The organism is Dyadobacter sp. HNCC25DJ187, assembly GCF_056895255.1.
Map to the genome: position 1 here is coordinate 1,479,049 of NZ_JBXHAT010000002.1, position 23,639 is coordinate 1,502,687.

At 41.8% G+C, this 23,639-nt stretch carries 19 protein-coding genes; 14 read left to right on the forward strand and 5 right to left on the reverse strand.

The genetic code is table 11. The features are described from left to right. Positions 1–64: 64 nt before the first annotated feature. From AC1XUE_RS17055 to AC1XUE_RS17065, 3 genes are all read left to right on the forward strand, one after another. Entirely contained in the window at positions 65–1,252 is a 1,188-nt protein-coding gene (locus AC1XUE_RS17055; protein WP_483357194.1) for a pyridoxal phosphate-dependent aminotransferase, read from the forward strand. A 136-nt stretch (positions 1,253–1,388) separates the two neighbouring features. Continuing rightward, positions 1,389–2,489 carry an AEC family transporter gene (locus AC1XUE_RS17060; RefSeq protein WP_483357195.1) on the forward strand — a complete coding sequence of 367 codons (1,101 nt, stop codon included), beginning with the start codon at positions 1,389–1,391 and terminating at the stop codon, positions 2,487–2,489. Between the two features lie 8 nt (positions 2,490–2,497). Then, positions 2,498–3,091 (forward strand): hypothetical protein, encoded by a 594-nt coding sequence (locus tag AC1XUE_RS17065; RefSeq protein ID WP_483357196.1) that lies wholly within the window; start codon positions 2,498–2,500, stop codon positions 3,089–3,091. 4 nt (positions 3,092–3,095) lie between these two features. Here AC1XUE_RS17065 and AC1XUE_RS17070 read toward each other — a convergent pair whose 3' ends face one another. Next, positions 3,096–3,995: a sterol desaturase family protein gene (locus tag AC1XUE_RS17070; RefSeq protein WP_483357197.1), complete on the reverse strand. Its 900-nt coding sequence runs from the start codon at positions 3,993–3,995 to the stop codon at positions 3,096–3,098. Between the two features lie 159 nt (positions 3,996–4,154). On the opposite strand from AC1XUE_RS17070, the gene AC1XUE_RS17075 reads away from it, so the two are divergent. Further along, positions 4,155–5,213 carry an agmatine deiminase family protein gene (locus AC1XUE_RS17075; protein ID WP_483358004.1) on the forward strand — a complete coding sequence of 353 codons (1,059 nt, stop codon included), beginning with the start codon at positions 4,155–4,157 and terminating at the stop codon, positions 5,211–5,213. 64 nt (positions 5,214–5,277) lie between these two features. Here AC1XUE_RS17075 and AC1XUE_RS17080 read toward each other — a convergent pair whose 3' ends face one another. Next, the gene (locus AC1XUE_RS17080; protein ID WP_483357198.1) at positions 5,278–6,081 is read right to left on the reverse strand and encodes a glycoside hydrolase family 25 protein; all 804 of its coding nucleotides are present in this window, start codon (positions 6,079–6,081) and stop codon (positions 5,278–5,280) included. Between the two features lie 90 nt (positions 6,082–6,171). Here AC1XUE_RS17080 and AC1XUE_RS17085 point away from each other — a divergent pair, with 90 nt between their 5' ends. From AC1XUE_RS17085 to AC1XUE_RS17110, 6 genes are all read left to right on the forward strand, one after another. Then, positions 6,172–7,128, forward strand: coding sequence for an isopenicillin N synthase family dioxygenase (locus AC1XUE_RS17085; protein WP_483357199.1), 957 nt, complete (start codon positions 6,172–6,174; stop codon positions 7,126–7,128). A gap of 65 nt (positions 7,129–7,193) precedes the next feature. Further along, complete coding sequence (gene chrA, locus AC1XUE_RS17090) at positions 7,194–8,381, forward strand: chromate efflux transporter (RefSeq protein WP_483357200.1); 1,188 nt, start codon at positions 7,194–7,196, stop codon at positions 8,379–8,381. A gap of 87 nt (positions 8,382–8,468) precedes the next feature. Next, positions 8,469–11,432: a serine hydrolase domain-containing protein gene (locus tag AC1XUE_RS17095; protein ID WP_483357201.1), complete on the forward strand. Its 2,964-nt coding sequence runs from the start codon at positions 8,469–8,471 to the stop codon at positions 11,430–11,432. Between the two features lie 84 nt (positions 11,433–11,516). Then, positions 11,517–12,455, forward strand: coding sequence for a M20/M25/M40 family metallo-hydrolase (locus AC1XUE_RS17100; protein WP_483357202.1), 939 nt, complete (start codon positions 11,517–11,519; stop codon positions 12,453–12,455). Positions 12,456–12,582: 127 nt separating this feature from the next. Then, a complete protein-coding gene (gene treA, locus AC1XUE_RS17105; protein WP_483357203.1) occupies positions 12,583–14,133 on the forward strand; it encodes an alpha,alpha-trehalase TreA in 1,551 nt (516 codons plus the stop codon). A gap of 117 nt (positions 14,134–14,250) precedes the next feature. Continuing rightward, a complete protein-coding gene (locus AC1XUE_RS17110; protein ID WP_483357204.1) occupies positions 14,251–15,036 on the forward strand; it encodes a PhzF family phenazine biosynthesis protein in 786 nt (261 codons plus the stop codon). A gap of 25 nt (positions 15,037–15,061) precedes the next feature. Here the strand turns inward: AC1XUE_RS17110 and AC1XUE_RS17115 are convergent, their stop codons facing one another. Beyond that, a complete protein-coding gene (locus AC1XUE_RS17115) occupies positions 15,062–15,943 on the reverse strand; it encodes a DMT family transporter (protein ID WP_483357205.1) in 882 nt (293 codons plus the stop codon). Between the two features lie 73 nt (positions 15,944–16,016). On the opposite strand from AC1XUE_RS17115, the gene AC1XUE_RS17120 reads away from it, so the two are divergent. Further along, positions 16,017–17,408: an OmpA family protein gene (locus AC1XUE_RS17120; protein WP_483357206.1), complete on the forward strand. Its 1,392-nt coding sequence runs from the start codon at positions 16,017–16,019 to the stop codon at positions 17,406–17,408. A gap of 674 nt (positions 17,409–18,082) precedes the next feature. Here AC1XUE_RS17120 and pth read toward each other — a convergent pair. Further along, complete coding sequence (gene pth, locus AC1XUE_RS17125; protein ID WP_483357207.1) at positions 18,083–18,643, reverse strand: aminoacyl-tRNA hydrolase; 561 nt, start codon at positions 18,641–18,643, stop codon at positions 18,083–18,085. Positions 18,644–18,794: 151 nt separating this feature from the next. On the opposite strand from pth, the gene pyrR reads away from it, so the two are divergent. Further along, a complete protein-coding gene (pyrR, locus tag AC1XUE_RS17130; RefSeq protein WP_483358005.1) occupies positions 18,795–19,334 on the forward strand; it encodes a bifunctional pyr operon transcriptional regulator/uracil phosphoribosyltransferase PyrR in 540 nt (179 codons plus the stop codon). Between the two features lie 33 nt (positions 19,335–19,367). On the opposite strand, the gene AC1XUE_RS17135 is transcribed toward pyrR, so the two are convergent. After that, positions 19,368–20,921: a hypothetical protein gene (locus tag AC1XUE_RS17135; protein ID WP_483357208.1), complete on the reverse strand. Its 1,554-nt coding sequence runs from the start codon at positions 20,919–20,921 to the stop codon at positions 19,368–19,370. A gap of 258 nt (positions 20,922–21,179) precedes the next feature. On the opposite strand from AC1XUE_RS17135, the gene argS reads away from it, so the two are divergent. Both argS and AC1XUE_RS17145 read left to right on the forward strand, forming a co-directional pair. Beyond that, positions 21,180–22,958 (forward strand): arginine--tRNA ligase, encoded by a 1,779-nt coding sequence (gene argS / locus AC1XUE_RS17140; RefSeq protein ID WP_483357209.1) that lies wholly within the window; start codon positions 21,180–21,182, stop codon positions 22,956–22,958. 74 nt (positions 22,959–23,032) lie between these two features. Then, positions 23,033–23,587: a glutathione peroxidase gene (locus AC1XUE_RS17145; protein WP_483357210.1), complete on the forward strand. Its 555-nt coding sequence runs from the start codon at positions 23,033–23,035 to the stop codon at positions 23,585–23,587. Positions 23,588–23,639: the final 52 nt, after the last annotated feature.

Here is a 23,639-nt window from a genome sequence, read left to right on the forward strand (position 1 = left end):
ATCCATATCGAACAAACATATTTAATAAAACAACAATCGTCACCTATTACTAAACATGAAGGCAATGAATCAAATGATCGACCGTCGTAATTTGTTAAAATCCGGCTTAATGGCAATCGGAGGATTGACTTTGGCTCCACATCTTAGCATGGGCGCTTTTTCTGGTGCACCACTTTCTCTTGATCCTGAGAACCGCATTTTCAGAAGTCCGATGGTGCGGGAGCATTATTTACCTGCTGATTTCAAAGTGCCAAAAGTTACTACCCGTCTCAGTTCCAACGAAAATCCTTATGGGCCACCGGCATCCGCCCAAAAAGCTGTTATTGATTCCATTAAAACCGGAAACCGTTACGCCGGGAAAGATATGCAGGATCTCATTGCGAAAGTTGCTAAAAAAGAAGGTGTCACAACTGATTACCTTATGGTAGCGCCGGGGTCTTCGGATCTTCTTGAAAAAGTAGCAATCGTCCTTTTTATGAATGGCGGAAATATTGTTTCAGCTGACCCCTGTTACATGTCAATGATCAGGGTAGCCGAGTCAGTAGGTGCAACATGGAAACCAATTCCTTGTACTACCGATTGGTCACATGATCTCAAAGCGATGGAAGCAGCAATCGACAAAGACACCAAACTGGTTTATGTCTGCAACCCAAACAATCCAACCGGCGCTATTACCAAAGGTCAGGATCTGCTTGACTTCTGTTCACGTGTTTCTGAAAAAGTACCTGTTTTCGTTGATGAAGCTTATATCGAGCTTGCAGTTGGTGCGGATACGCAGAGCATGGTTTCACTCCTATCTCAAAACAAAAACGTGATCGTAGCCCGTACTTTCTCCAAAATAATGGGAATGGCAGGTTTGCGTTTCGGCTATATGGTTGCACAGCCATCATTCCTGAAAGAAATCAATAAAATCACACGTGGTGGATTCAGTATTTGCAGCACAACTGTAGCCGCATCATCTGCGAGCATGGACGACAACGAATTTCAGGACATGACCCGCAAACTGAATCATGAGGCTAAAAAATACCTGTATACCAACCTGGATAAAATGGGATACAAATACATTCCTTCCTACACCAATTTTGTCCTTTTCCCAATAACAATATCAGGGAAGGAACTTCTGACAAAAATGTCTGCTCAGGGAATATCGATACGTGCTTTTGAAATATTGGACAAGCCATGGTGCCGTGTGAGTATTGGAACTATGGATGAAATGAAAACATTCGTAAGCGCCCTTGGTCAATTGAGTTAAACAGCTCAGGAAGTCGGGACTGCATCCTGACTTCCTTGCTCCATCTTTTGCCCTCCTGATATTCCCAAAATTCACCTATCGCCTTCGCGCTTGTTAACCTCATTCAAAAAATCGACAATCCAAAAGTTCTTTACTTATGAGTGATGCACTGCAAAAAACCATAACACTCCTTTTACTGATTGCTCTGGGCCTCTTTCTGAAAGGGAAATTCAAAAACAAAGAGCAGACCAATGGTATAAAGGAAATCATATTATCCGTCGCACTGCCGTCAACTATTTTCATTTCTCTGATGAAAATAGAAATGGATTCGTCCATGATTATTATCCCATTGGTAACCCTGGTTTTTAACTTCCTCATGTTCTTTTCTGCACCACTGGCCTTTACGCTATTTGGTATCGAAAAAAACAGTCCGACAGGAAGAACACTCATGATGCTGATTCCATCGCTTGCGCCGGGTTTGTCCTGCTTTCCTTTTATTGCCGAATTTTTGGGAGAAAAGAGTCTTGCGATTGCCGCCCTTGCTGATGTCGGCAACAAGTTCTTTGTTCTGATTTCGCTATATATCCTTGCCATGAATATGTTCCTGAAAAACAGCAACGAGGAAAAGAAAGAGACAAAGATGGCGGACAAGCTGAAAAGCCTGTTTTTAAGCATGTTTCAGGAACCGATCAACGCGCTTATTTTACTGGCAATCATATTACTAAGCTTTGGTATCAATTACAATACATTACCGTATGTGGTCACTGATGTATTTGACAAAACGAGTGCTATGATGACGCCACTCGTACTGTTATTCATTGGCCTTGCTGTGCAGCTTAAAGAAGGTAAGAAGCGCATTGTTGCAAGTATATTATTCTTCAGGGCAGGCATTACAATGCTCATCAGCGCCGGGATGATTTACATCCTTAACATCAGCGATCTCTCCATGGTCCTGCTCGCCATTGTGATTCCGTTAAGTGCTGCAAGTTTCTGGCCTCTTGCGCATATATCTGCATTTAACCTCAGGGAAGATGCCAAATATATACCGAAGGAAAAAAGGACATTCGATCTTGAATTGGCAGTACTTCTGCTGGCTTTCTCATTGCCTTTCTCGACTATCCTTATCCTTGCCATACTATCGTCCGGAACATTCTTCGCTCACATGTCTACACTGATTACTTCGGGATTAATCCTGATTTGCATGGGTGCGCTGCCTAATGCTCTGGGGAGGGTATTTGTAAAAGTTTCAAAAGCTTAATTTGAAGTATGACTAGGATGTTTATCAAAATGAGTATTGCCATGTACATGTTGGCATTTGTTTCAGGGCCTGTTACCGCGCAAACCGGTGCCGTGGAAGTGACGATTTGCGATACCAGACTGAAAGCCAAAAAGAATAAACATGATGAATATTTCTCTGATAAGGCATCGGTGATGATGGCAGATGGTAGCTCCAAAGCCATTTCCAAAGTCAGGGTTGGTGAAAATGTAACAACCTGCAGGAACGGAAAAATGATCACCACACAGGTAAAACAGGTAGCAGTTTTCGAAAAACCTTCTTCTTTACTTACGGCTATATACCTTCGTCCTGCAAATGGTATGCACCATGGAAATGAGCCTTTGGTGCCGGCGCTGTTGATAGAAGCAACACCTCATCACAGGGTACAAACCAGCAATGGCAAGAAGAAAATGAAACAACTCTGCAAAAACGATATTCTTTATCATTATGAACCTGAAACCGGAATCGTATCGAGTTGGAAAGTTGGCTTGATACAAACCAAAGCACGGAGGGTTAACAAGGCCTACAATCTGGAAACAGAAGAAGGCACTTATCTGGTAGCTAATATGGTGATGGCACAATAGATTTTTACTCAACGTAATCTTTAACTGGCTCAGAAGTTTTCATTTCTTCACGGAGCTGCTTCGTAGTTTTTCTGGATCCATCATGGCTCCAGCCCGGAGGACCAAAAATATATCCAAAGCCCGCCTTCAGGTCAGGTGCTTTGGATATATCATTTACAATCGATCTCCACTCATGAAATGCGATTGAGAAAATGTTATAGGTGTTCAAATTTTGTGTCAACCCATATTGAGGTCTCTCCTCCTCGGCCTGAAACGTCCCGAACATCCGATCCCAGATAATGAGAATACCTGCATGGTTTTTATCCAGATACTTAATGTCCGAACCGTGGTGAACCCTGTGATGAGAAGGTGTATTGAATATCAGCTCAAAAAATCGGGGCATCTTATCAATTGCCTCAGTATGAATCCAGAACTGATACAATAAACTTACTGCCTGCATAAAAACAATATCAACTGGATGGAACCCTACAAAAGGCATCCATAGATAAAAGAGGAATGATCCTGTGATGTTTCCGGTCCAGGTCTGGCGCAAGGCAGTACCCAGATTATAGAATTCCGAAGAATGGTGAACCACATGTGATGCCCAGAAATAGCGAATCTGATGACTCATTCGGTGAAACCAGTAGTAGCTGAAATCATCCGCAAAAAAGATCAGTATCCAATACCACCATACGTTTCTGGCCGGCTCGAAAATGCGATATTGATACACGAGTACCAATGCACCAAATACAACCACTTTGGAAGCAAAACCGGTCACTACATTTCCTATCCCCATCGATAGACTGCTGGTGGTGTCCTTCACCTGATAGTGATTGTTGTGCTTTTGCTGTTGGCGGAAATATAATATCTCCGCTATCAGAGAAAATACAAACACCGGAATAGCGTACAGAATTATATCTTTCATCACTAAACAATCTAAGAACAGAACAAATTAGCGATTTTAAGTAACTATTCATATACACTTAATTACGTTTAAGATATTAAATTGAGCGAACGGTTTTTATTCAATCACGGTTTACGAACTTTGCATAGTAATAATCAATCATTCGCAAGCCTTTACATCGTGTCAGAAAGCAACTTTTTCACCACACCCAAAGATTCAGGATTTATTTTTCCGGCAGAATGGCATCCACACAGAGCCACCTGGTTGACGTTTCCTCATAACGACGCTTCCTGGCAGGGAGACAAGCTCGCGAAGATGCGTCCTCAGTATCTGAACTTTATCAAAGCGATCAGTGAAGGAGAAAATGTAGGGATTATTGCAAACGATGAGCAATTAAAAAGCTTCATCACTACCGAACTAGAAAAGATCAATGTCGATCTGAACAAAATAGAATTTATTGTAAAGCCAACGAACGATGCCTGGTGTCGCGACCATGGCCCGGCTTTCCTGATTAATCCGGAAACGAAGGAAAAAATGATCGTAGACTGGGGACACAATGCATGGGGAGGCAAATATCCTCCGTACGACGATGACAACAGAACACCACGTGCCGTAGCTCAGTATCTCGGTTTGCCAGTGGTAAGTCCGGGTATTATCATGGAAGGCGGCGCTGTTGACTTCAATGGTGCCGGTACGCTGCTTACCAGCAAATCCTGCCTCTTAAATAAAAATCGTAATCCACATTTAAGCCAGACTGTCATTGAAGAATTCCTTTATAGCTTCTATGGTGTGGAACAGGTTCTATGGGTTGAAGATGGTATTGTAGGCGATGACACAGATGGACATATTGACGATACCACGCGATTTGTAAATGAAGATACAATCGTTGCCTGCGTAGAAAGTGATAGAAATGACGAAAACTATCAGGTATTGAACACCAATCTGAATATGTTGAAAGAAATGCGCCTGCTAAATGGGAAGCAACTGAACATCATTGAGCTACCCATGCCCAAAGCTGTGGTGATTGATGGTTTCAGGACACCAGGTTCTTATGCTAACTTTTTGATATGTAATGCCGGCGTAATTGTACCGGTTTTCAACAATCCGAATGATACCATCGCCATTGATTTACTAGGGCAAGCCTTTCCCGGAAGAAAAATCATCCCACTTGAAGCCACAGAGATTATCTGGGGACAGGGAAGTTTTCACTGTCTGAGCCAGCAGGAACCGCTGGCTTGAGTGATGAAATAAAGAAGAGCAGAATCATGTGATTCTGCTCTTTCCTGAATATAAAAACTCTTTTTTATTCCGAAAGCCTCTCCCAGTCTTCCGGCTCGTGCAAAAACACATTGTAATCAACAAATCCTTTGATTCCATCAGCCCAACCTTTTTCACTATGTTGCCAGAAAAGTACCTGAGCGTCCGTAGCTAAATCATTCACATCGGTTCGTGAATATCCTGCCAGCCATAATGGATAATCATCAAAATTTCCGGCAATGTATTTGTTATAAAAATACTCGTTGACGTAAATGATTGGCCTGACCCCGTAGTGCTTTTCAATCAAAACAAGCCAATTCCGGACGCCTTTCACAATAATCTCATTGGGTTTCTTTGCATCTACCTCCAGATCCAGAACCGGTGGCAAATCGCCTGGTTCCAGCCGTACCTGCCCTATAAAATTGGCTACTTGGCGATCTGACATAACCCTTGGATTATAGAAATGATAGGCACCCCGCCTCATCCCTACTCGTTTTGCCTCCCTCCAGTTACGTTGAAACTGCCTGTCGAGATGCGTTGCGCCTTCGGTGGCTTTGATATACACGAAATCTATACCTACCTGTTCCGTTCTGGCATTTTTAAGTTTATCCCAGTTAATTTTCGCATTATGATGCGAAACATCAATTCCATGAACAGGATATCGCAAAGGTAATTTGATACCAAACTTACTGATGAACTCCCACTGGTTCTCATCTGTGGTATCTTTCCACCAAAAAAGTGCTCCAATAAGAATAATAATACCAGCAATAATTGCCCAACCTTTGGCAGGCAATGGTTTTAAATAGGTAGATTCAGAAGTTTTTGAAGCCTGCTTTTTACTTTTTGCCATACGAGCACAAAAATACTAAAAGATGATTCTTCCTATCTATTTAGTTGCATGAACAACGTATTGTTTTATACTTTGCATAAAAATCAAACTATGGAACCTGCATTATTGAACGAAGTACCCTCATTAGACTTGCTGGACTTCACTTCCGGAAATACGGAACAAAAAGAAAAGTTTGTAGCAGATCTTGGCGCAGCATTTACAAATATCGGTTTTGTTGCTATCAAAAATCACGGACTTAGTGATGACCTTCGCCTGAACTTATACGATACCGTTCAGAAGTTTTTCTCCCTTCCGGATGAGCAAAAAAAACAATATGAACATCCCGAATTATTTGGTCAGAGAGGTTACATTGCCAAAGGAAAAGAAACCGCCAAAGGATTTAAGGTTGCCGACCTGAAAGAATTTTATCACATAGGTCAGCCGGATCCGATAGGTGATATGCCAGGAAACGTTTTCCCTGAGGAACTACCTGAATTTAAAGAATACACGCTTCAGGTTTATCAAACCTTCGAAAATGCCGGCAAAACATTACTAAAAGCCATTGCCATTTACCTGGATCTACCTGAAACTTACTTCGAAGAGAAGGTAAAGAATGGGGACAGTATTCTGCGTGCACTTCACTATTTCCCAATTCCAAATCCTGAACTTGTACCGGAGGGCGCTGTACGCGCAGCAGCACATGGGGATATTAATCTGATTACATTGCTTATGGGAGCAAGTGCAGAAGGACTGGAAGTGTTACGGAGAGACGGACAGTGGATTGCAATCACAGCGTTACCAGATCAGATTGTGGTGAATGTTGGTGATATGCTTGACCGCCTCACCAACCACAAACTAAAATCTACCATTCATCGGGTAGTAAATCCTCCGCGGGAGAAAATGGGGACTTCAAGGTATTCGATTCCCTTCTTTATGCACCCGCGTGCTGATATGGATCTTACATCATTGGAAAGCTGCATTTCTTCAGAAAACCCAAAGCTATATGTTGATATGACCTCCGGTGAATTCCTGGATGAAAGACTCCGTGAACTTGGATTAAAAAAATAAAGTCATGATGCAGACCTCGTATGGCTTTGGCTTCGTGTTGAATTTCACATTGATATTTTGACAAGGTGACGCATCCCATCCGGCGTTTTCGCTATATCATCTACCTGCTGGACGTTCTGCTGCTGTCCTGTACAGCATTCGGAGGTCCGCAGGTACATTTGATGATGATGATCGAGCGGCTGGTTAGAAAAAGAGGGTATATTACGGAAGAAGAATTACTCGAGCTACAGGCACTTTGCCAGGTACTTCCGGGCCCCAGCTCTACGCAGACTGTTACTGCCATCAGTCTTAAAATCGGCGGGCAACCTCTTGCCTACCTTACACTTCTGGTTTGGTCGTTACCGGCAATGATCCTCATGACGCTGGCAGCAATCGGTATACACTATCTTGAAAAAAACCAGATATCACTCTCATTTACCCGGTTCGTCGGACCAATGGCAGTTGCGTTTCTGATGTATGGGGCCTACTCAATTGCCAGAAAAGTGATCCATGACGTTCAATCCTGGACTTTGCTTTTGGTTTCTATCATTCTTGCTTACCTCTATCCTTCACCCTACACAACGCCTATACTCATAGTAAGTGGTGGGATTGCGGCATCGCTTAATTTCAAGAAACATGAAAAAATGGAAAGAGCACCGATCAGAATTACCTGGCGTCCGCTCATTTTCTGGATATCAGTGCTTATTGTAGCCGCTCTGGTAGGAAAAATTACCCAATCCCTCCCTGTCAGATTATTCGAAAACTTCTACCGGAACGGAAGTCTGGTTTTTGGTGGAGGACAGGTATTGATCCCGATTTTATATAACGAATTTGTAAGTTTCAAAAGCTATCTGACTGAACAGGAATTTTTGTCCGGAATGGCACTTACGCAGGTCGTACCCGGACCCGTATTTTCCATAGCCACTTATGTGGGAAGTATGTCCATGCAACCGGAAGGCATTACGGGCCAGATCATCGGAGGCTTTGTTGCTACTGCCGGAATATTCCTGCCTGGTACATTTTTCATTTTTTTTGCCTATCCTTTTTGGGATCAACTGAAAAGATACCGGGGAATAAGGGCTTCTCTTCAGGGAATTCATGCTGCCAGCTGCGGTCTTACCATTGCAGCGGCTATGTCTATGTTCGGTCCCATGGCAGAAAATACGCAGCCTGTCCTTACGGTTATCGCTACATTATTGATCATGGCATTTACAAAAACACCATCCTGGCTCATCATCATCGCTGGCTTAGCACTGGGAGTTTTTCTACCTTAGTTTCAGATGCAATAACTTTAATCGTTAGGTAGGATTAATGCCGCGGTTTTCCAACCTTTGAAAAATGATTTGTTTTTATTCTTTCCCATGAGAAAAAATCTTCTATTCCTTTTTTTGTGTACACTTCTGACAGTTCAACAGCTAAAAGCTCAGATCAATACCCCACCCATATTACTGAATGAACAAAAGCGCTGGGTGGATTCCGTTTTCGCTAGTTTAACACCGGATGAAAGGATTGCACAGCTCATTATGGTAGCCGCTGTTTCAGATGTTAAAAGGGCTGTTATAGATCCTAAGACAAGCAACCCTGCTTATGTGGAAAAACTGATCCGTAAGAATAAAGTTGGTGGGGTCGTTTTTTTCCAGGGAGGTCCTGTACCACAGGCTCGTCTCACCAACCAATTCCAGTCCGTTTCAAAGGTTCCTTTGCTCATAGCCATGGATGCTGAATTCGGACTTGCTATGAGAATTGACAGTACCGTCAGGTATCCCTACCAAATGACCCTGGGCGCTATACAAGGTCACAATGAACTCATCTATGAAATGGGAGCTCAGCTTGCAAGACAGGCAAGGCGCCTGGGGGTGCATATCAATTTTGCGCCGGTTGCGGATGTCAACAATAATCCGAACAATCCTGTAATCAGCTTCCGTTCATTTGGAGAAAATAAATACAAAGTAGCCGACAAAGCCATTGCGTACATGCGTGGCATGCAGGAAAACGGATTGCTAACCAGCGCAAAACATTTTCCGGGTCATGGCGACACCGGTACTGATTCTCATTTTGATCTTCCACTGATTGCACATGACGTCAATAGACTTGATTCTTTAGAATTGTACCCTTTCCGCGCCTTGATCAGCAACGGACTTAGCGGCATGATGATAGCGCATTTAAGCATCCCGGCACTTGACAAAACACCAAATCTACCTTCTACGCTTTCTAAACCAATTGTAACAGAGCTACTTCAGGGAAAACTGGGCTTCAATGGACTGATTTATTCCGATGCTATGAATATGAAAGGCGTAACCAAGCACTTCCCGAATGGAAAAGCAGATGCGATGGGCCTGGAAGCTGGTATGGATGTCCTGGAATTCACAGAGGATATATCCAAAACCATGGCAGAAATCAAAAAAAGCATTGCCGAAGGACGTATTTCACAATCAGAAATTGACAGCCGCTGCCGCAAGGTGCTTGAAGCCAAAGCATGGGTTGGACTTAATCACTACCAACCAGTCAAGCTGGAAAACCTCTATGAAGATCTCAACCCCAAAGCAGCTGAACTGACTAACCGTTTGCTCACGGAGAAAGCACTGACTGTACTAAAAAATGAGCATGATCTGCTTCCGCTCAGGAATTTAGACACATTGAAAATCGCTTCGGTATCTATTGGAGCTGACACCATTACTACTTTCCAGCAAACGCTATCGCTTTACTCGGCTATGGATCATTTCACAATTCCATCAAAGCCAACCGAAAGTCAGTTAACCGCTTTAAAAAATAAACTGGACGCATACAATTTACTGCTGATTGGTGTACATCTGGGAAGTATCTCTCCAAAGAGTAGCTATGGACTGACGGAGCCTATGAACAATCTGCTTTATGACCTGATGAAGATGAAGCGGTCAGTGGTTTCTGTTTTTGGAAATCCTTATGCGTTGAACAAAATTAAAAGTCCGGACTTAGCCAGCTCATTGGTAATGGGTTACCAGCTCACCCCATTCACACAGGATCTGACCGCACAATTGATATTTGGAGCAATACCCGCAGAAGGGAAACTGCCTGTAGCAGTAAACAGCACTTTCGCATATAACTCAGGTATTGCTATATCTTCCATCGGCCGGTTAAAATATACAATTCCTGAAGAGGTTGGACTTGACTCGCGACGTATCACCTCGCGAATTGATTCTATTGCAAATCTGGCTATTGATCAAAAAGCAACGCCAGGCTGCGTTGTACAACTGGCAAAAGACGGAAAAGTATTTTTCAGAAAAGCATATGGCAAGCATACTTATGAAGGACTACAACCTGTCAGACTAACTGACGTCTACGACCTGGCATCCGTTACCAAAATCACCGCTTCGACATTAGCATTGATGAGTTTGTGGGATCAGAAAAAATTTAATCTTGATGCAACGATGAAAGATTATCTTCCGGATTTCAAAAAGTCAAACAAAGCAGATTTACCATGGCGTAAAGTGTTGACCCATAGTGCCGGGCTGAAAGCGTTTATCGTATTATGGAAAGAGGCACAGAATGAAGACGGTTCATGGAAGAAAAAAACTTTCAGTACCACACGTTCAGATAAGTATCCGACATCTGTAGTGGGCGACAGTTTGTTCATTCATAAGGATTACGACAAGATCATCTTTAAATCCATTCGTGACTCTCCCTTGAATGCCAAAGAGGGATATGTGTATAGTGATCTGTCATTCATTCTGTATCCTCAAATCGTAAAAAGCCTATCCGGTGAAGGATTTGAGGAATATTTAAAAAATCACTATTATAACAAACTCGGGGCAAATACACTGACATTTAATCCAAAACGTTTTTTTAAACCAGATGAAATTGTTGAAACAGAACGTGATACATTTTTCAGAATGACACAACTGCACGGCCAGGTACACGATGAGGCTGCCGCCATGCTCGGAGGATTGAGTGGTCATGCCGGGCTGTTCGGAAATGCGAATGACGTGATGAAGGTTTGGCAAATGTACCTGCAACGCGGTTATTACGGAGGAGAACAGCTTTTAAGTAAAGATGCTCTTATTGAATTTACACGTTACCAGTATCCTGAGATAGATAATCGGCGTGGAATTGGCTTCGACAAACCTTCATTCAGGTATACCGGCAATGCCCCACGCTATGCAAGTCCTTCGAGCTTCGGACATACAGGCTACACCGGCATCATGACCTGGGCCGATCCTGCCTGGAACCTGAACTATGTATTTCTGTCCAACAGAGTTTATCCGACACGCATGAATAATAAAATTTCGGAACTCAATATCAGAACGGCCATTATGGATGTTGTGTACGAAGCACTGCTGAAAAAATAGAGGCTTTAACGACCTGAACCAATCTAAATAATTTCGAGCCTGAATTCGAACTGTCAACTATTATATTACTTACCAGTTACTTTGATGAAGTTTTTTTTCGTAGCGTTACTACTTATTATTCCTTTTGCAGGAATAGCACAATCTGTACAGCCCTCCCCTGACAATATCACCAAACACATTACCTACCTTGCTTCCGACAAAATGAAAGGGCGTGGCACAGGTAGTAAAGAAAATGAAAAGGCTGCCAAATATGTAGCAAAGCAATTCAAAAAGTGTGCGTTGCAACCCAAAGGAACTGAAGGATACTATCAACCATTCACCGCAAAGGTACGCCGTGTCGTAGTTCCGGATAGTTTGAGAGAAACTAAAAATGTAATCGGTTTTCTGGACAATGGAGCTCCCTATACCGTTGTTATAGGTGCTCACTTTGATCATCTGGGAATGGGTAAACAAGGAAGCTCAAAAGCTGAAAATCCGGAAGGACAAATTCACAACGGAGCCGATGATAATGCATCAGGTGTAGCAGGCCTCTTGGAATTGGCTCGCTATTTTTCCAAAAATGATGTAAAAGAATCCTGTAACTTTTTGTTTATCGCATTCGGAGCAGAGGAACTTGGACTCCTTGGCTCAAAGCATTTTGTTAATAATCCGACAATACCACTTAATACCGTTAACTTCATGACCAATATGGACATGATCGGCAGATATGACGCAGGTCGAGGTGTAGGCATTGGTGGTTACGGAACTGCATCTGAATGGCCTGAGGTTTTTAAAGACGTAAAAAGTGGGACAAAATTTTTTACGGATAACGCCGGTAGCGGTGGCTCTGACCATGGCTCTTTCTATGCTAAACAAATTCCGGTATTATTTTTTCATACCGGCGGACACGACGATTACCATAAGCCTACTGATGACACGGAAAAGATTGATGCAACTTCTGAGGCCGGTATATTAGGAATTGAAATTCAAATTATTGAGCAGGCGTTACGACTTCCGAAACTCACTTTCCAAGAGGTAAAATAGCGCTTTTGGCATGAAATTATAAGTATAGGATCCAGTTGTAGTAATTGCTACTGACAGGCAACAATGTCGAGATACACTGCGTTATTGACATTTAAATTTATCGTAAGAACCCTTTAAAACAAGAATAGTGTACGGATTTATCGCACCGGCCTTTACTTATGGTCAATCTTACATTTCACCGGAAGACTTATACGGAAATCTTTTCCGGGACGTCCAAAATGCTCATATATTTTCAGACTCAAAAACTTTCGCCGATTGTATACCACTGGAGGATCCAGTATGGATCATAGAACAGTATTATCAGCAAAAAAGTGATCCTGACTTCGATCTTAAAGAGTTTGTACTTTCACATTTCCGACCTGCAGCTGAAATTAAATCAGATTTCATTCCGGAAGCCAGTGACAGTGCAGAAGCCCATATCAATAGCCTCTGGAACGTACTCACCCGCCAGCCTGAAAGCCAGGAACGGGGCGGTTCTCTGATCCCGCTACCCTATGCATACGTTGTTCCCGGAGGACGATTCCGGGAGATATACTATTGGGACAGCTATTTCACAATGCTTGGCCTGAAAGAGGCCAAACGTGGTGACCTGATAGAGGGTATGATTAATAACTTTTCTTATCTGATTGATACCTTAGGATATGTACCCACAGCCAACAGAACCTACTATCTGAGCAGATCACAACCTCCGTTTTTTTCTTTGATGGTGAATCTGTACAGTGAGATGGAAGGTAAAAAAGTACTCAAAAAGTACCTGGGCCAGCTGCAGAAAGAGTATAATTACTGGATGGATGGCAGCGATAACCTCACGGAACCGTTCACTGCCTATCGCCGTGTAGTAAATCTTCCTTCTGGAGTGAAGCTAAACAGGTATTGGGACGATAAAGCAACTCCCAGGCCGGAATCTTATGGTGAAGATGTAGAGCTGGCAGAAGAAGCAGAAGAGAAGTACAGAACATCGAAGGAAGAACTCTACAGACATGTAAGAGCTGCTGCTGAATCGGGATGGGATTTCAGTAGCAGATGGTTTAAAGATGAAAGCGATTTTTCATCCATTCATACCACCGATATTCTACCGATAGATCTGAATTGCCTGATGCATAATCTGGAAAAGACGCTGGCTGAAGCCTACTTTCTGAATGATCAGTTTGACCTTCATTATAAATATGTGCAGCTTGCAAAAGAACGTTGTGAAGCTATTCAGACCTATTTTTGGGATGGACTCCGCAACTATTATATGGATTACGATTTTAAGAAAAAGAAATTTACAAGTGCTATAACATTAGCAGGCACGTTCCCTCTATTCTTCAAATTGGCAAATAAATCACAATCTCATTATATAAGGGCCTACATCAGACTGAATTTCCTGAAATCAGGAGGCTTACTTACCACACTTGTCAGATCAGGTCAGCAATGGGACGCCCCTAATGGCTGGGCTCCTTTACAGTGGATTACTTATCGTGGTCTTCGCAATTACAACTTTCATAAAACAGCAAATGAACTCAGCGCCGAATGGCTGACGTTAATAGAGAAGGAATTCAAAAGTTCCGGAAAACTGCTCGAAAAATACAATGTATCAGACACCAATCTGGTTGCAAGCGGTGGAGAATATGAGATTCAGGAAGGATTTGGCTGGACGAATGGTGTTTATCTCAGAATGAAGAACAGAAAACGATAGGATGCCTGTTTTTTATCTCTTTCTAATAAGAATCTTAAAATTTCCAATGTGCGACTTCGTTGAATAGAAAATATTTTTAATACCTTGGTACAAACGTACCACCATTTGTGACTACCTATGAAATTACCGATCTATCACGTCGACGCTTTTACAGATAAACTTTTTTGCGGAAACCCGGCTGCAGTTGTGCCTTTGAACGAATGGCTTTCTGACGAAACCATGCTTCATATAGCAGCTGAAAATAATCTGGCAGAAACAGCATTTTATGTGAAAAATGACGCAGGATTTGATTTGCGTTGGTTCACTCCGACTGTAGAAGTTGAACTTTGTGGTCATGCTACACTTGCTGCGGCTTATGTGATTTTTAATATACAGCATGAAGAGAAAGAGCAAATCAGCTTCTTTACCCGAAGCGGAGAACTAACGGTAACAAGAGTAGATGGCTGGCTTACACTGAACTTCCCGATCGACCAGTATCAGATTGCTGTTCCGCCGCCTGCATTAGTAGAAAGTATTACTAACAATCTGGCGGAAGTGTACAAAGGCAAGACTGATTATCTGGTCCTTCTTGACTCCGAAGAAGACGTTAAGAATCTGGACTTTGATATCATCATCCTTTCAACTATTCCCGCAAGAGGTATCATAGTGACAGCTGCCGGGAGTGATGTAGATTTTGTTTCGCGATTTTTTGCGCCGCAGTCCGGAATTGATGAAGATCCCGTCACCGGCTCAGCTCACACAACACTCATTCCCTATTGGGCAGAAAAACTTTCCAAAAATGTATTGACTGCCAAACAATTATCAAAACGCGGAGGATATCTCAAATGTGAGCTTGCAGGCGACCGTGTGAATATCACAGGTCAGGCGCGACTCTATTTACAAGGTGAAATTGAAATTGACTAATATACAACAGGAGCAATGAATACCTTTATCCGTTGCTCCTGTTCAGTTTCTTGCGCTGGCCTGTATATAGTCCACCTACCACCAACAATGTTCCGGCTATGGTATAAATCGTAATCGGTTCATCCATGAGCCACCAGGCAAATATAAATCCGAATAAGGGGCATAGGAAAAGCCACAGTGAAGCCTTCACAGTATCAATTCGTAAAAGGTGAAACCAGCAAATCAATCCTAGTACGGATACAGCCAGACTCAGCCACATTACTGATGCCCAAAACTGCATGTCCAGCTGTGTTACAGAAAAGTCAGCTAGAAACAGGGTTGCGGGAAGAAGAAAAATACCTCCCAGGAATACCTGCCACCCATTGATTAATAAATTAGGTAATTCCCATTTGATACTGGCATAGTATACGCTTGCTGCTGAAACCGCAACCATGCTTATTAATAGCAAAATAATTCCTAAAGGAGTCGTATGACTGTCTTCCAGCAATGGATACGTAGCAATACCAATCCCTATCATTCCGAGCGCAATGCCTAGCCATTCCTCCCATCCGGGAACGCGTTTAATCCACCAGGCCGATAACAATACGATAATAAGCGGATTGGTTGATACTGCCAAACTACCTATTCCGGCAGCAGTATATTTCATCGCATACACGTAGAGCCCCAGGTATAACGTTGTATTGAGAAAACCAAACAAAGCAAGCTGCAGAAACTCACGCCTGGTAGGTATACGATATCCCGGGCCTTTGCTAAAAGCATAGGAGAAGCTCAGCAGCAGTATTCCAGCTATAAAAAAACGTACATTAGCCAAAATTAGCGGTGTTGCAGACTGAACACCAAACTTGGTTGCAACAGAAGCCGAAGCCCACAGAATGGAAAACAAAAGACCTACACCGATATTTCTCACGAGTAAAAAAGATTTGGTCACAAAAATAAACGATGCTTCTCGGCTTGCGCGAACAGTTTTTATATTTTTGAAAATGAATTTCAAAATAAATGCAGCAGGATTGTGTTTCCTGCTTTTACTATTTTCAGGAAGATCAGCTGTATCACAGAGTCAATGGACTTATGACTTCAATAACGGACTGACACCAATCGAAAGTGGTGGTATTAAATTAAAAGTACTCGGACAGCCCGGCCAGTATGTCAAAGAACCCATTCCGGGATCAGAAGGCCTGTTTCGCACAACATATAAATTTGAAACAAATAGCGGTCTGCAGTTTGACAATAACGAAGCAAAAGGATTTCTGAATAAATCCTTTACCGTTGAACTTTATTTCAAAATGGATACGCTTGGAAGCTGGAAACGTGTGCTGGATTTCAAAAACAGAAAAAGCGATTACGGCTGCTATATCTATGATGGAAAGCTCAACTTTTACGACTTTGCAATCAGCGAAAAGGCCCCTGTCCGCCGAAATCAATATCTACACTATGTATATTCAAGAGACTTTGAAACCAAGACCATCAAGATGTATATCAATGGTTTGGAAAAGCTGGAATTCAAAGATCCTGGCACAGAAGGTATGCTAGATCAGGATCAGCTTCTGAATCTTTTCCAGGACGATCTGGTAGCGAACCACGAAGCAAGCTCAGGTTCTGTTGCACTAATCCGGATTTATGACCGTGTAATGACTCCTGTATTTATAAGACGAAGCTACCAGTCGATTAATAAAACAAAACCTCCGGTTGAGAAGGTTGCGGAAAAAGAACCCGAGCCGGTAAAGGAAGCGGTAAAAGAAGAAGCAAAAGCCAATTCCAATTTGGTTACAGTTACTGGTAAGGTTTATAATGGCAAGACATTAAAGCCTGTCAATGACGCGAGTGTTTCAGTCTGGAAGGCAAAAGATGAATCATTGGTAGCCAACACACAAACTATTGATGGCACTTATCAGGTAGAGCTTCCACCTTACGAAACCTATCGCATTTCTGTTGAAGCAATAGGGTTTGATAGTAAAAGTATGTCTGTAAAAACATCCGGAAAATCTCAGGAGGTAAAATCACTGTTTAACCTCTCAGCAGAATCATATGAGCAACCGGTTGTTACTATGTTTTTCGGGCAAAGTAGTGAAGTACTTCCAGACGATGCAAAAACAAAACTTGATGCAATGGTCGATTATTTCAATAAACGTAAGGATCTGAAGATTGTCTTGAAAGGGCACACCGACAACATGGGTAACTTCGACAAAAATGTTGATTTATCGCGTCAACGTGTCGAATCTGTGAAGGCTTATCTGATAGGAAAAGGAATTCCATCAGATCGTATCGATGGCGCCGGCTATGGTTCAGCACAACCAAGCTATATGAATAAGTCGGAGACACAAAAGCAATTAAACCGCAGGGTAGAAGTTTGGGCTGAGCCTGTAAAAAGATAAAGCCATCTCAAACGAGATGGCTTTATACTGACTATTCCTAAACCCTTAACCTTTTCTTTTCTTTACTATCTTAGAACAAACTCCTTTCTGCAGGTAGCCTGTATATATATCTGTTTTAGTCCGATTGAATTCAATATAGAAGTTACCTGTCTGAAATATCACCTATTAAGTAACCTCGTGTTCCTAACTACTTTCTTTCTGTAAAATAATTTAAACCAATTCGTAAAAAATTATTCCAGATTCGACTCACAAACTTAACTTTTGACTGAGGGTGACTTACAACGTCACATCAAAGTTAGGTTTATTCTCATAAGGAGTAGCATTTGGAACTATATACGCATCACCTTCATTTTCAGATCAAGTCCATGCACAAAACACATTCAAACTTCAGCAATTGTAACCGGATGTTGTCTTATTTAAATAAGCATGTCATGGTTTAATTCAATTCCCTGCTCACTTCATAACAATACAAATATCATTATTAATTTTATAATTACAAATACCTAATATAATTAAAAACAGAACAATATTTGGAACATTTTCCTTAATCGGGCCATTATTTACCAATTAAATCCAGTAAAAATCATTTTAAGTAAAATAATATTTTACAATAAATACATTTTACAAAATTTATAAATATCTTGAAATAATTATAAATTCATCGAATAATACAATCATTGATTATAATTATTCATTGTCGCCTGTACCCCCAAAGTACAATAAGATATAACCATTTCTCCAGCCCTGTCTAAAATTAAAGGTAATTCAGACACTTCTTCTTTGGAAAAGGGTTTCAGGACATAATCTACCTGTCTTCCCCGGGGAAAATTATTCCCTATTCCAAATCGCAGGCGTGCGTAATTTGAATGACCTAAAACTTCTTCAATATTACGTAAGCCATTCTGGCCACCGTGACTTCCTTTTGGTTTCATCCGGAGTGTTCCGAATTCCAGCTGAAGCTCATCAACCACCACCAGCAGATTTTCCGGCGCTATTTTGTAGTGATCCATATAGTATCGGATCGCCTTGCCACTGAGATTCATAAAAGTGGTGGGCTTAATAAAATAGAACTGGCGTCCTTTATATTTCCAGTCGGCCACGAAAGCCAGTTTTTCAAATGAGAAAGTAAATCCATGATTGGCTGCCAGTCTGTCGAGTACCATAAAACCGGCATTATGACGTGTAAAAGCGTATTCAGGACCAATATTTCCAAGACCTGCAATAAGATATTTCATTTAATATAAGCTGTTTCGTCGTAGTTTAACACACAAAATAAGCCAATTGATAAGCGCATTCCGAAATAAATTAACAAATCTAATCCACAGAAAAGTTTTTGGTTTCATAAATGTGACGTTAATTTAGGCTCAAATTCAGGCAAATTGTATGATGCCCCAAAAACGACTAATACTCAGCAGTCCCCTGCTCGAAATTATGATAAGCCGGCTTTGCCAGCAACTTATTGAAAACCATCAGGATTTCTCAAACACGGTTGTGATGGGATTGCAACCGCGCGGAATCCATTTCGCAGAGCGCGTTGTAGCTGAACTCAGAAAAGTTACTGGTAGCGACATTGAGATTGGACACCTGGATGCTACTTTTTATCGCGATGACTTTCGCCGTCGTGATACTCCACTCCTTCCCAATAAAACCAATGTTCCTTTCATCATTGAAGGCAAACGTGTGATATTGATTGATGACGTGCTGGCCAGTGGAAGAATGGTTCGTGCTGCGCTTGACGCAATGACGGCATTTGGAAGACCTAAAACAGTAGAACTTCTTGTCCTGATCGATCGTGGCTACAACCGTGAATTGCCGATCGAACCAGACTATGTAGGTATGAAGGTAAGTACACTTGAAAGTCAGCGAGTGCAAGTCGAGTGGAAAGAACAAGGATTTGCAGCGGATCATATCTGGATGGTAGATTAATATCTCCATCCGGTGTTCAGCCTATCCGAAACTTTATTTAGGACGATCGTCTTCGCCTGGATTAACGTTTTTGCCTATGTCATCGGTTTTGTAGTTCAATTTATTCACATAAAAAACTTCCTTGCCTAATGCGGCCGGAGATCCTCCGAGACGTTGCATACCGTAAGCAATAAAATACTGGCCGTACCAGGGAAGCAGATAACTATCGTCGTCGTTAAGGACCTTCACTCCCTCTCTCTTTGTGTCAATTTTGAACTTCTCATTTTCAACAACTACTTCGCTACGGTTAATCACTTCCGTATGTATTTCTCCTTCCTGCGGGTATGCGAGAACAAAATAGTCATCTACCTTTGTAACCTGCACCATTTCCTGCAGATCAAAACTTGTAAGATCTTTGATAGGAATACAATTATCCCATTTAAACTTCCCATTTCTATCAAACGCGCAAACAATAGCGTGCGTATAACGATACCCTTCTATAGATCTTGCCGCATAAGGTCGACTCAGACCACTGGACACAATCGGACTATATGTTGATTTTTGGTTGGGGTAGTAGACTTCTGCCACAAGCACGATCTCGTCTTCACTTTGTATCAACTGATGAACCAGTAACCGATACCGGAAACGATTCTCCTTCCCCATACTTTTTCTCTTGCCTATACGCTCTTTCATCTTTTCACGACGCTTCGGCTTCATGTAGTTGAAAAAATTTTGCAATTCGGAGAATTCAATAAACTGAGGCTTCTCCGGTTCATTGTGACTTACATGCGTTACATACAGGCCTTGAGAATAGGGGGTACACCCTACTGAATAATTCCCGATCAGATAACTATCATCCGCACTTAGAGGTACGATCTGACCGGAAATGAAACTATACTTTTCATCACTGAGCGATGTTTTCTTAAGTAGCTTACCTTCGTAATTGTATGTTTTGATCTCAAAAACACAATTTTTTTTGCGGTAGGCATAAGTGATTACATTGATATACCCGTCCTGCTCATTGATATCGACATTGTTGAGTTCGGTATTTTTTTCATATAGTCCGGGTAAGACCCGTGTTGTATGATCAAAAAAGGAATGTACAAGCACAACCGGCCTCGAACGATAGTATCCGGAAACCAGAGCTTTGCTCCCTAATACCTTAAACTGCTGAACATCTACACCTGCCAGCAAATTACCTTTATGTACATCGATAGTACCATCCCCGAAATTTAACTGCAAGAACAGAAAGTGATCTGTATCCGGCTCTGCAAAAAGCCAGTAACCAAAATGCTCCGCCTTATAAGCCATTACAGGGATATACCGGAAATCGACCTTGTAGGAGTTGGTCCATACGGCAGTCATGGTGGTATCGTACCGGACAAACTGCCATTGTTCACTGCGATGCGAAAGAGGATCGCCTCGCAGTACTGATAAAAGACCCTCCTCACCCAGACTTATCACTTCAAATTGCTCATTAGAAAAAGATGTGGCAGGAATCTCGAGGCGGTCAGTTTGTTGCAACTGGGCATAAGAACTGTGTGATAACAGTATCCCATGTAGCAAAAGGGCTACAAAAAAAATATGAACCGTAAAATATCTGTTCATTTTATATTAGTCGTTTAACGTACGGTGAACTTATAGCAGTAGAAAAAATGAATCGCTTTGTCAGCTTTGGCCTCTCTTTACCGTTATGTTTCACAACTTATTTAGCAGGGGTGCAAGTGAGTTCAATATTTACCCTAATTTTGCATCAAAAAGGATAAGATACATATCAAACTCAATAATATTTTTATTCAAATAAAAATTTAGAGAAATCTACCCTAAATTTAGAAAGACACTGAATTTCAATTTAAAATATTTTTCATGACGATTGAAGCAATTCTAAAAGAAGACATAAAAAAAGCAATCCTGAAAAACTTCGATGTGGTTGCAGATGATATTATTTTACAACCAACCAAGAAAGAATTTGAGGGATTTTACACATTTGTAACTTTTTCTTTAAGTAAAGCTGCCCGTCGTGCTCCTGCCGAAATCGGACAAATCATTGGTGCCGATTTACAGGAAAACTCTTCTGTGGTCTCACATTTCAATGTTGTACAGGGATTCCTTAATCTGAGCTTGTCTGATGTTACATGGCGCAACCTATTCAGTAACATTGAATCCAATCCGGCCTTTGGCACTTTTCCTTCCAACGGACAATCTGTTATGGTGGAATTTTCTTCACCAAATACCAATAAGCCTTTGCACCTTGGACATCTTCGTAACAATTTCCTCGGTGATTCTTTGTCACGGATATTAAAGGCAAGTGGCTACGATGTAATCAAGACTTGTCTCGTTAACGATCGTGGTATTCATATTTGCAAGTCGATGCTTGCCTACCGCGAATTGGGGAATGGCGAAACACCTGAATCATCAGGGTTGAAGGGGGATCACCTGGCAGGTAAATACTACGTAAAGTTTGATATAGAATATAAATCGCAAATTAAACAGCTCGTTGCGGAAGGCCTGACAGAAGAGGTTGCAGCAAAGAAAGCACCGTGGATGCTGGATGCACAAAAACTGCTTGTTTTATGGGAAAACGGCGATCAGGAAACGGTCGACCTATGGAACAAAATGAATGGTTGGGTATATGATGGTTTCCGTCAGACATACGACAAAATCGGAGTGTCATTCGATAAAACATATTACGAATCCAATACCTATTTGCTTGGTAAAGATATCATCGAGGAAGGTTTGCAAAATGGCGTTTTCTTCAAAAAAGACGATAATTCGGTATGGATTGATCTGAAAGAAGAAGGGCTGGATGAAAAGCTGGTTCTTCGCGGTGACGGCACTTCGGTTTACATCACGCAGGACCTGGGTACAACTGAGCTTAAAAACAGCGATTTTAATAATGACAGATACCTTTGGGTTGTAGGTAATGAGCAGGATTACCACTTCAAGGTACTGTTTGCTATCCTAAAGCGCCTTGGCCGTGCCTATGCGGATGGTTGCTATCATATCAGCTATGGAATGGTAGATTTGCCATCAGGAAAAATGAAATCCCGTGAGGGTACAGTGGTTGACGCAGATGAACTGGTATCTCAAATGATTCAGACTGCTGCTACCAGAACGCAGGAGCTGGGAAAAATTGATGATTTCCAAAGTGAGGAAGCGGTTCGCCTTTATGACCAGCTTGCTTTAGGAGCCTTGAAATACTTCCTGCTCAAGGTAGACCCGAAAAAGCGCATGCTGTTTAATCCTGAGGAATCGATAGACTTTCAGGGACATACCGGACCTTTTATCCAATATACCTATGCCCGCATCCGTTCGATCATCAGAAAGGCAGAGCAGGCAGCACTGACCGGCACTATTCCGTCCGAAGAGTACAAAATGCATCCCGCCGAGCGTGAGCTTATTTTTGCCCTCTCCCAGTATCCGAATCGTGTAGCAAGTGCGGCCAACGAGTTTGCACCGTCTATCATTTCATTGTATGCTTTCGAGCTTGCAAAGACGTACAATCAGTTTTATGCCGAAGTTTCGATCTTCTCTGATCCGAACCCCGAAGCTGTGAAATTCAGAATTTCATTATCAAAAGTAGTTTCTGAAACGATTCACCATGCTTTGGAGTTATTGGGAATAGAAGTTCCGGAAAGAATGTAGTGAATCCTAAAGATGTATTTCACGCTTAAACTTATATCGTAACTATTATGGACTTTTTAAAGACGCTATTTATCATGATTACATCATTGATTACCGGCATTTTTGCAGACAAAAGTGAAGTTGCTCACAGACCTGTAGATGCCATTGCCAAACAAACGCTTTATGATTTCAAAGTTAAATCACTTGTCGGTGACAAAACGGTAGATCTGAGCCAGTACAAAGGGAAAAAAGTAGTGATACTGAATGTTGCCTCGAAATGCGGCTACACAAAGCAGTACGCTGATTGGGAAAAATTCAATAAAGAACATGGAGATAAAGTAGTTGTACTTGGTTTCCCTTCTAATAATTTTGGCGGACAAGAGCCTGGTACGAGTGAAGAAATCGCTACGTTCTGCTCAGCTACCTACGGCGTAACCTTCCCTATGTTCGAAAAAGTGGAAGTAAAAGGTGAGAACAAGGCGCCTATTTACAAATGGCTGAGCTCTAAGGATTTGAATGGATGGAACGATAAGGAGCCAAGCTGGAACTTCTGCAAATATGTAATTAATGAAAAAGGCGAACTCACAGACTTTTTCGCTTCAAAGATACTTCCTACTGACGCTGAATTTTTAAAAGCAGTAGGTATCTAAACAGAGCGCATTGATATATAAAAAACCCACAGCTCAGATATTACTGATATGC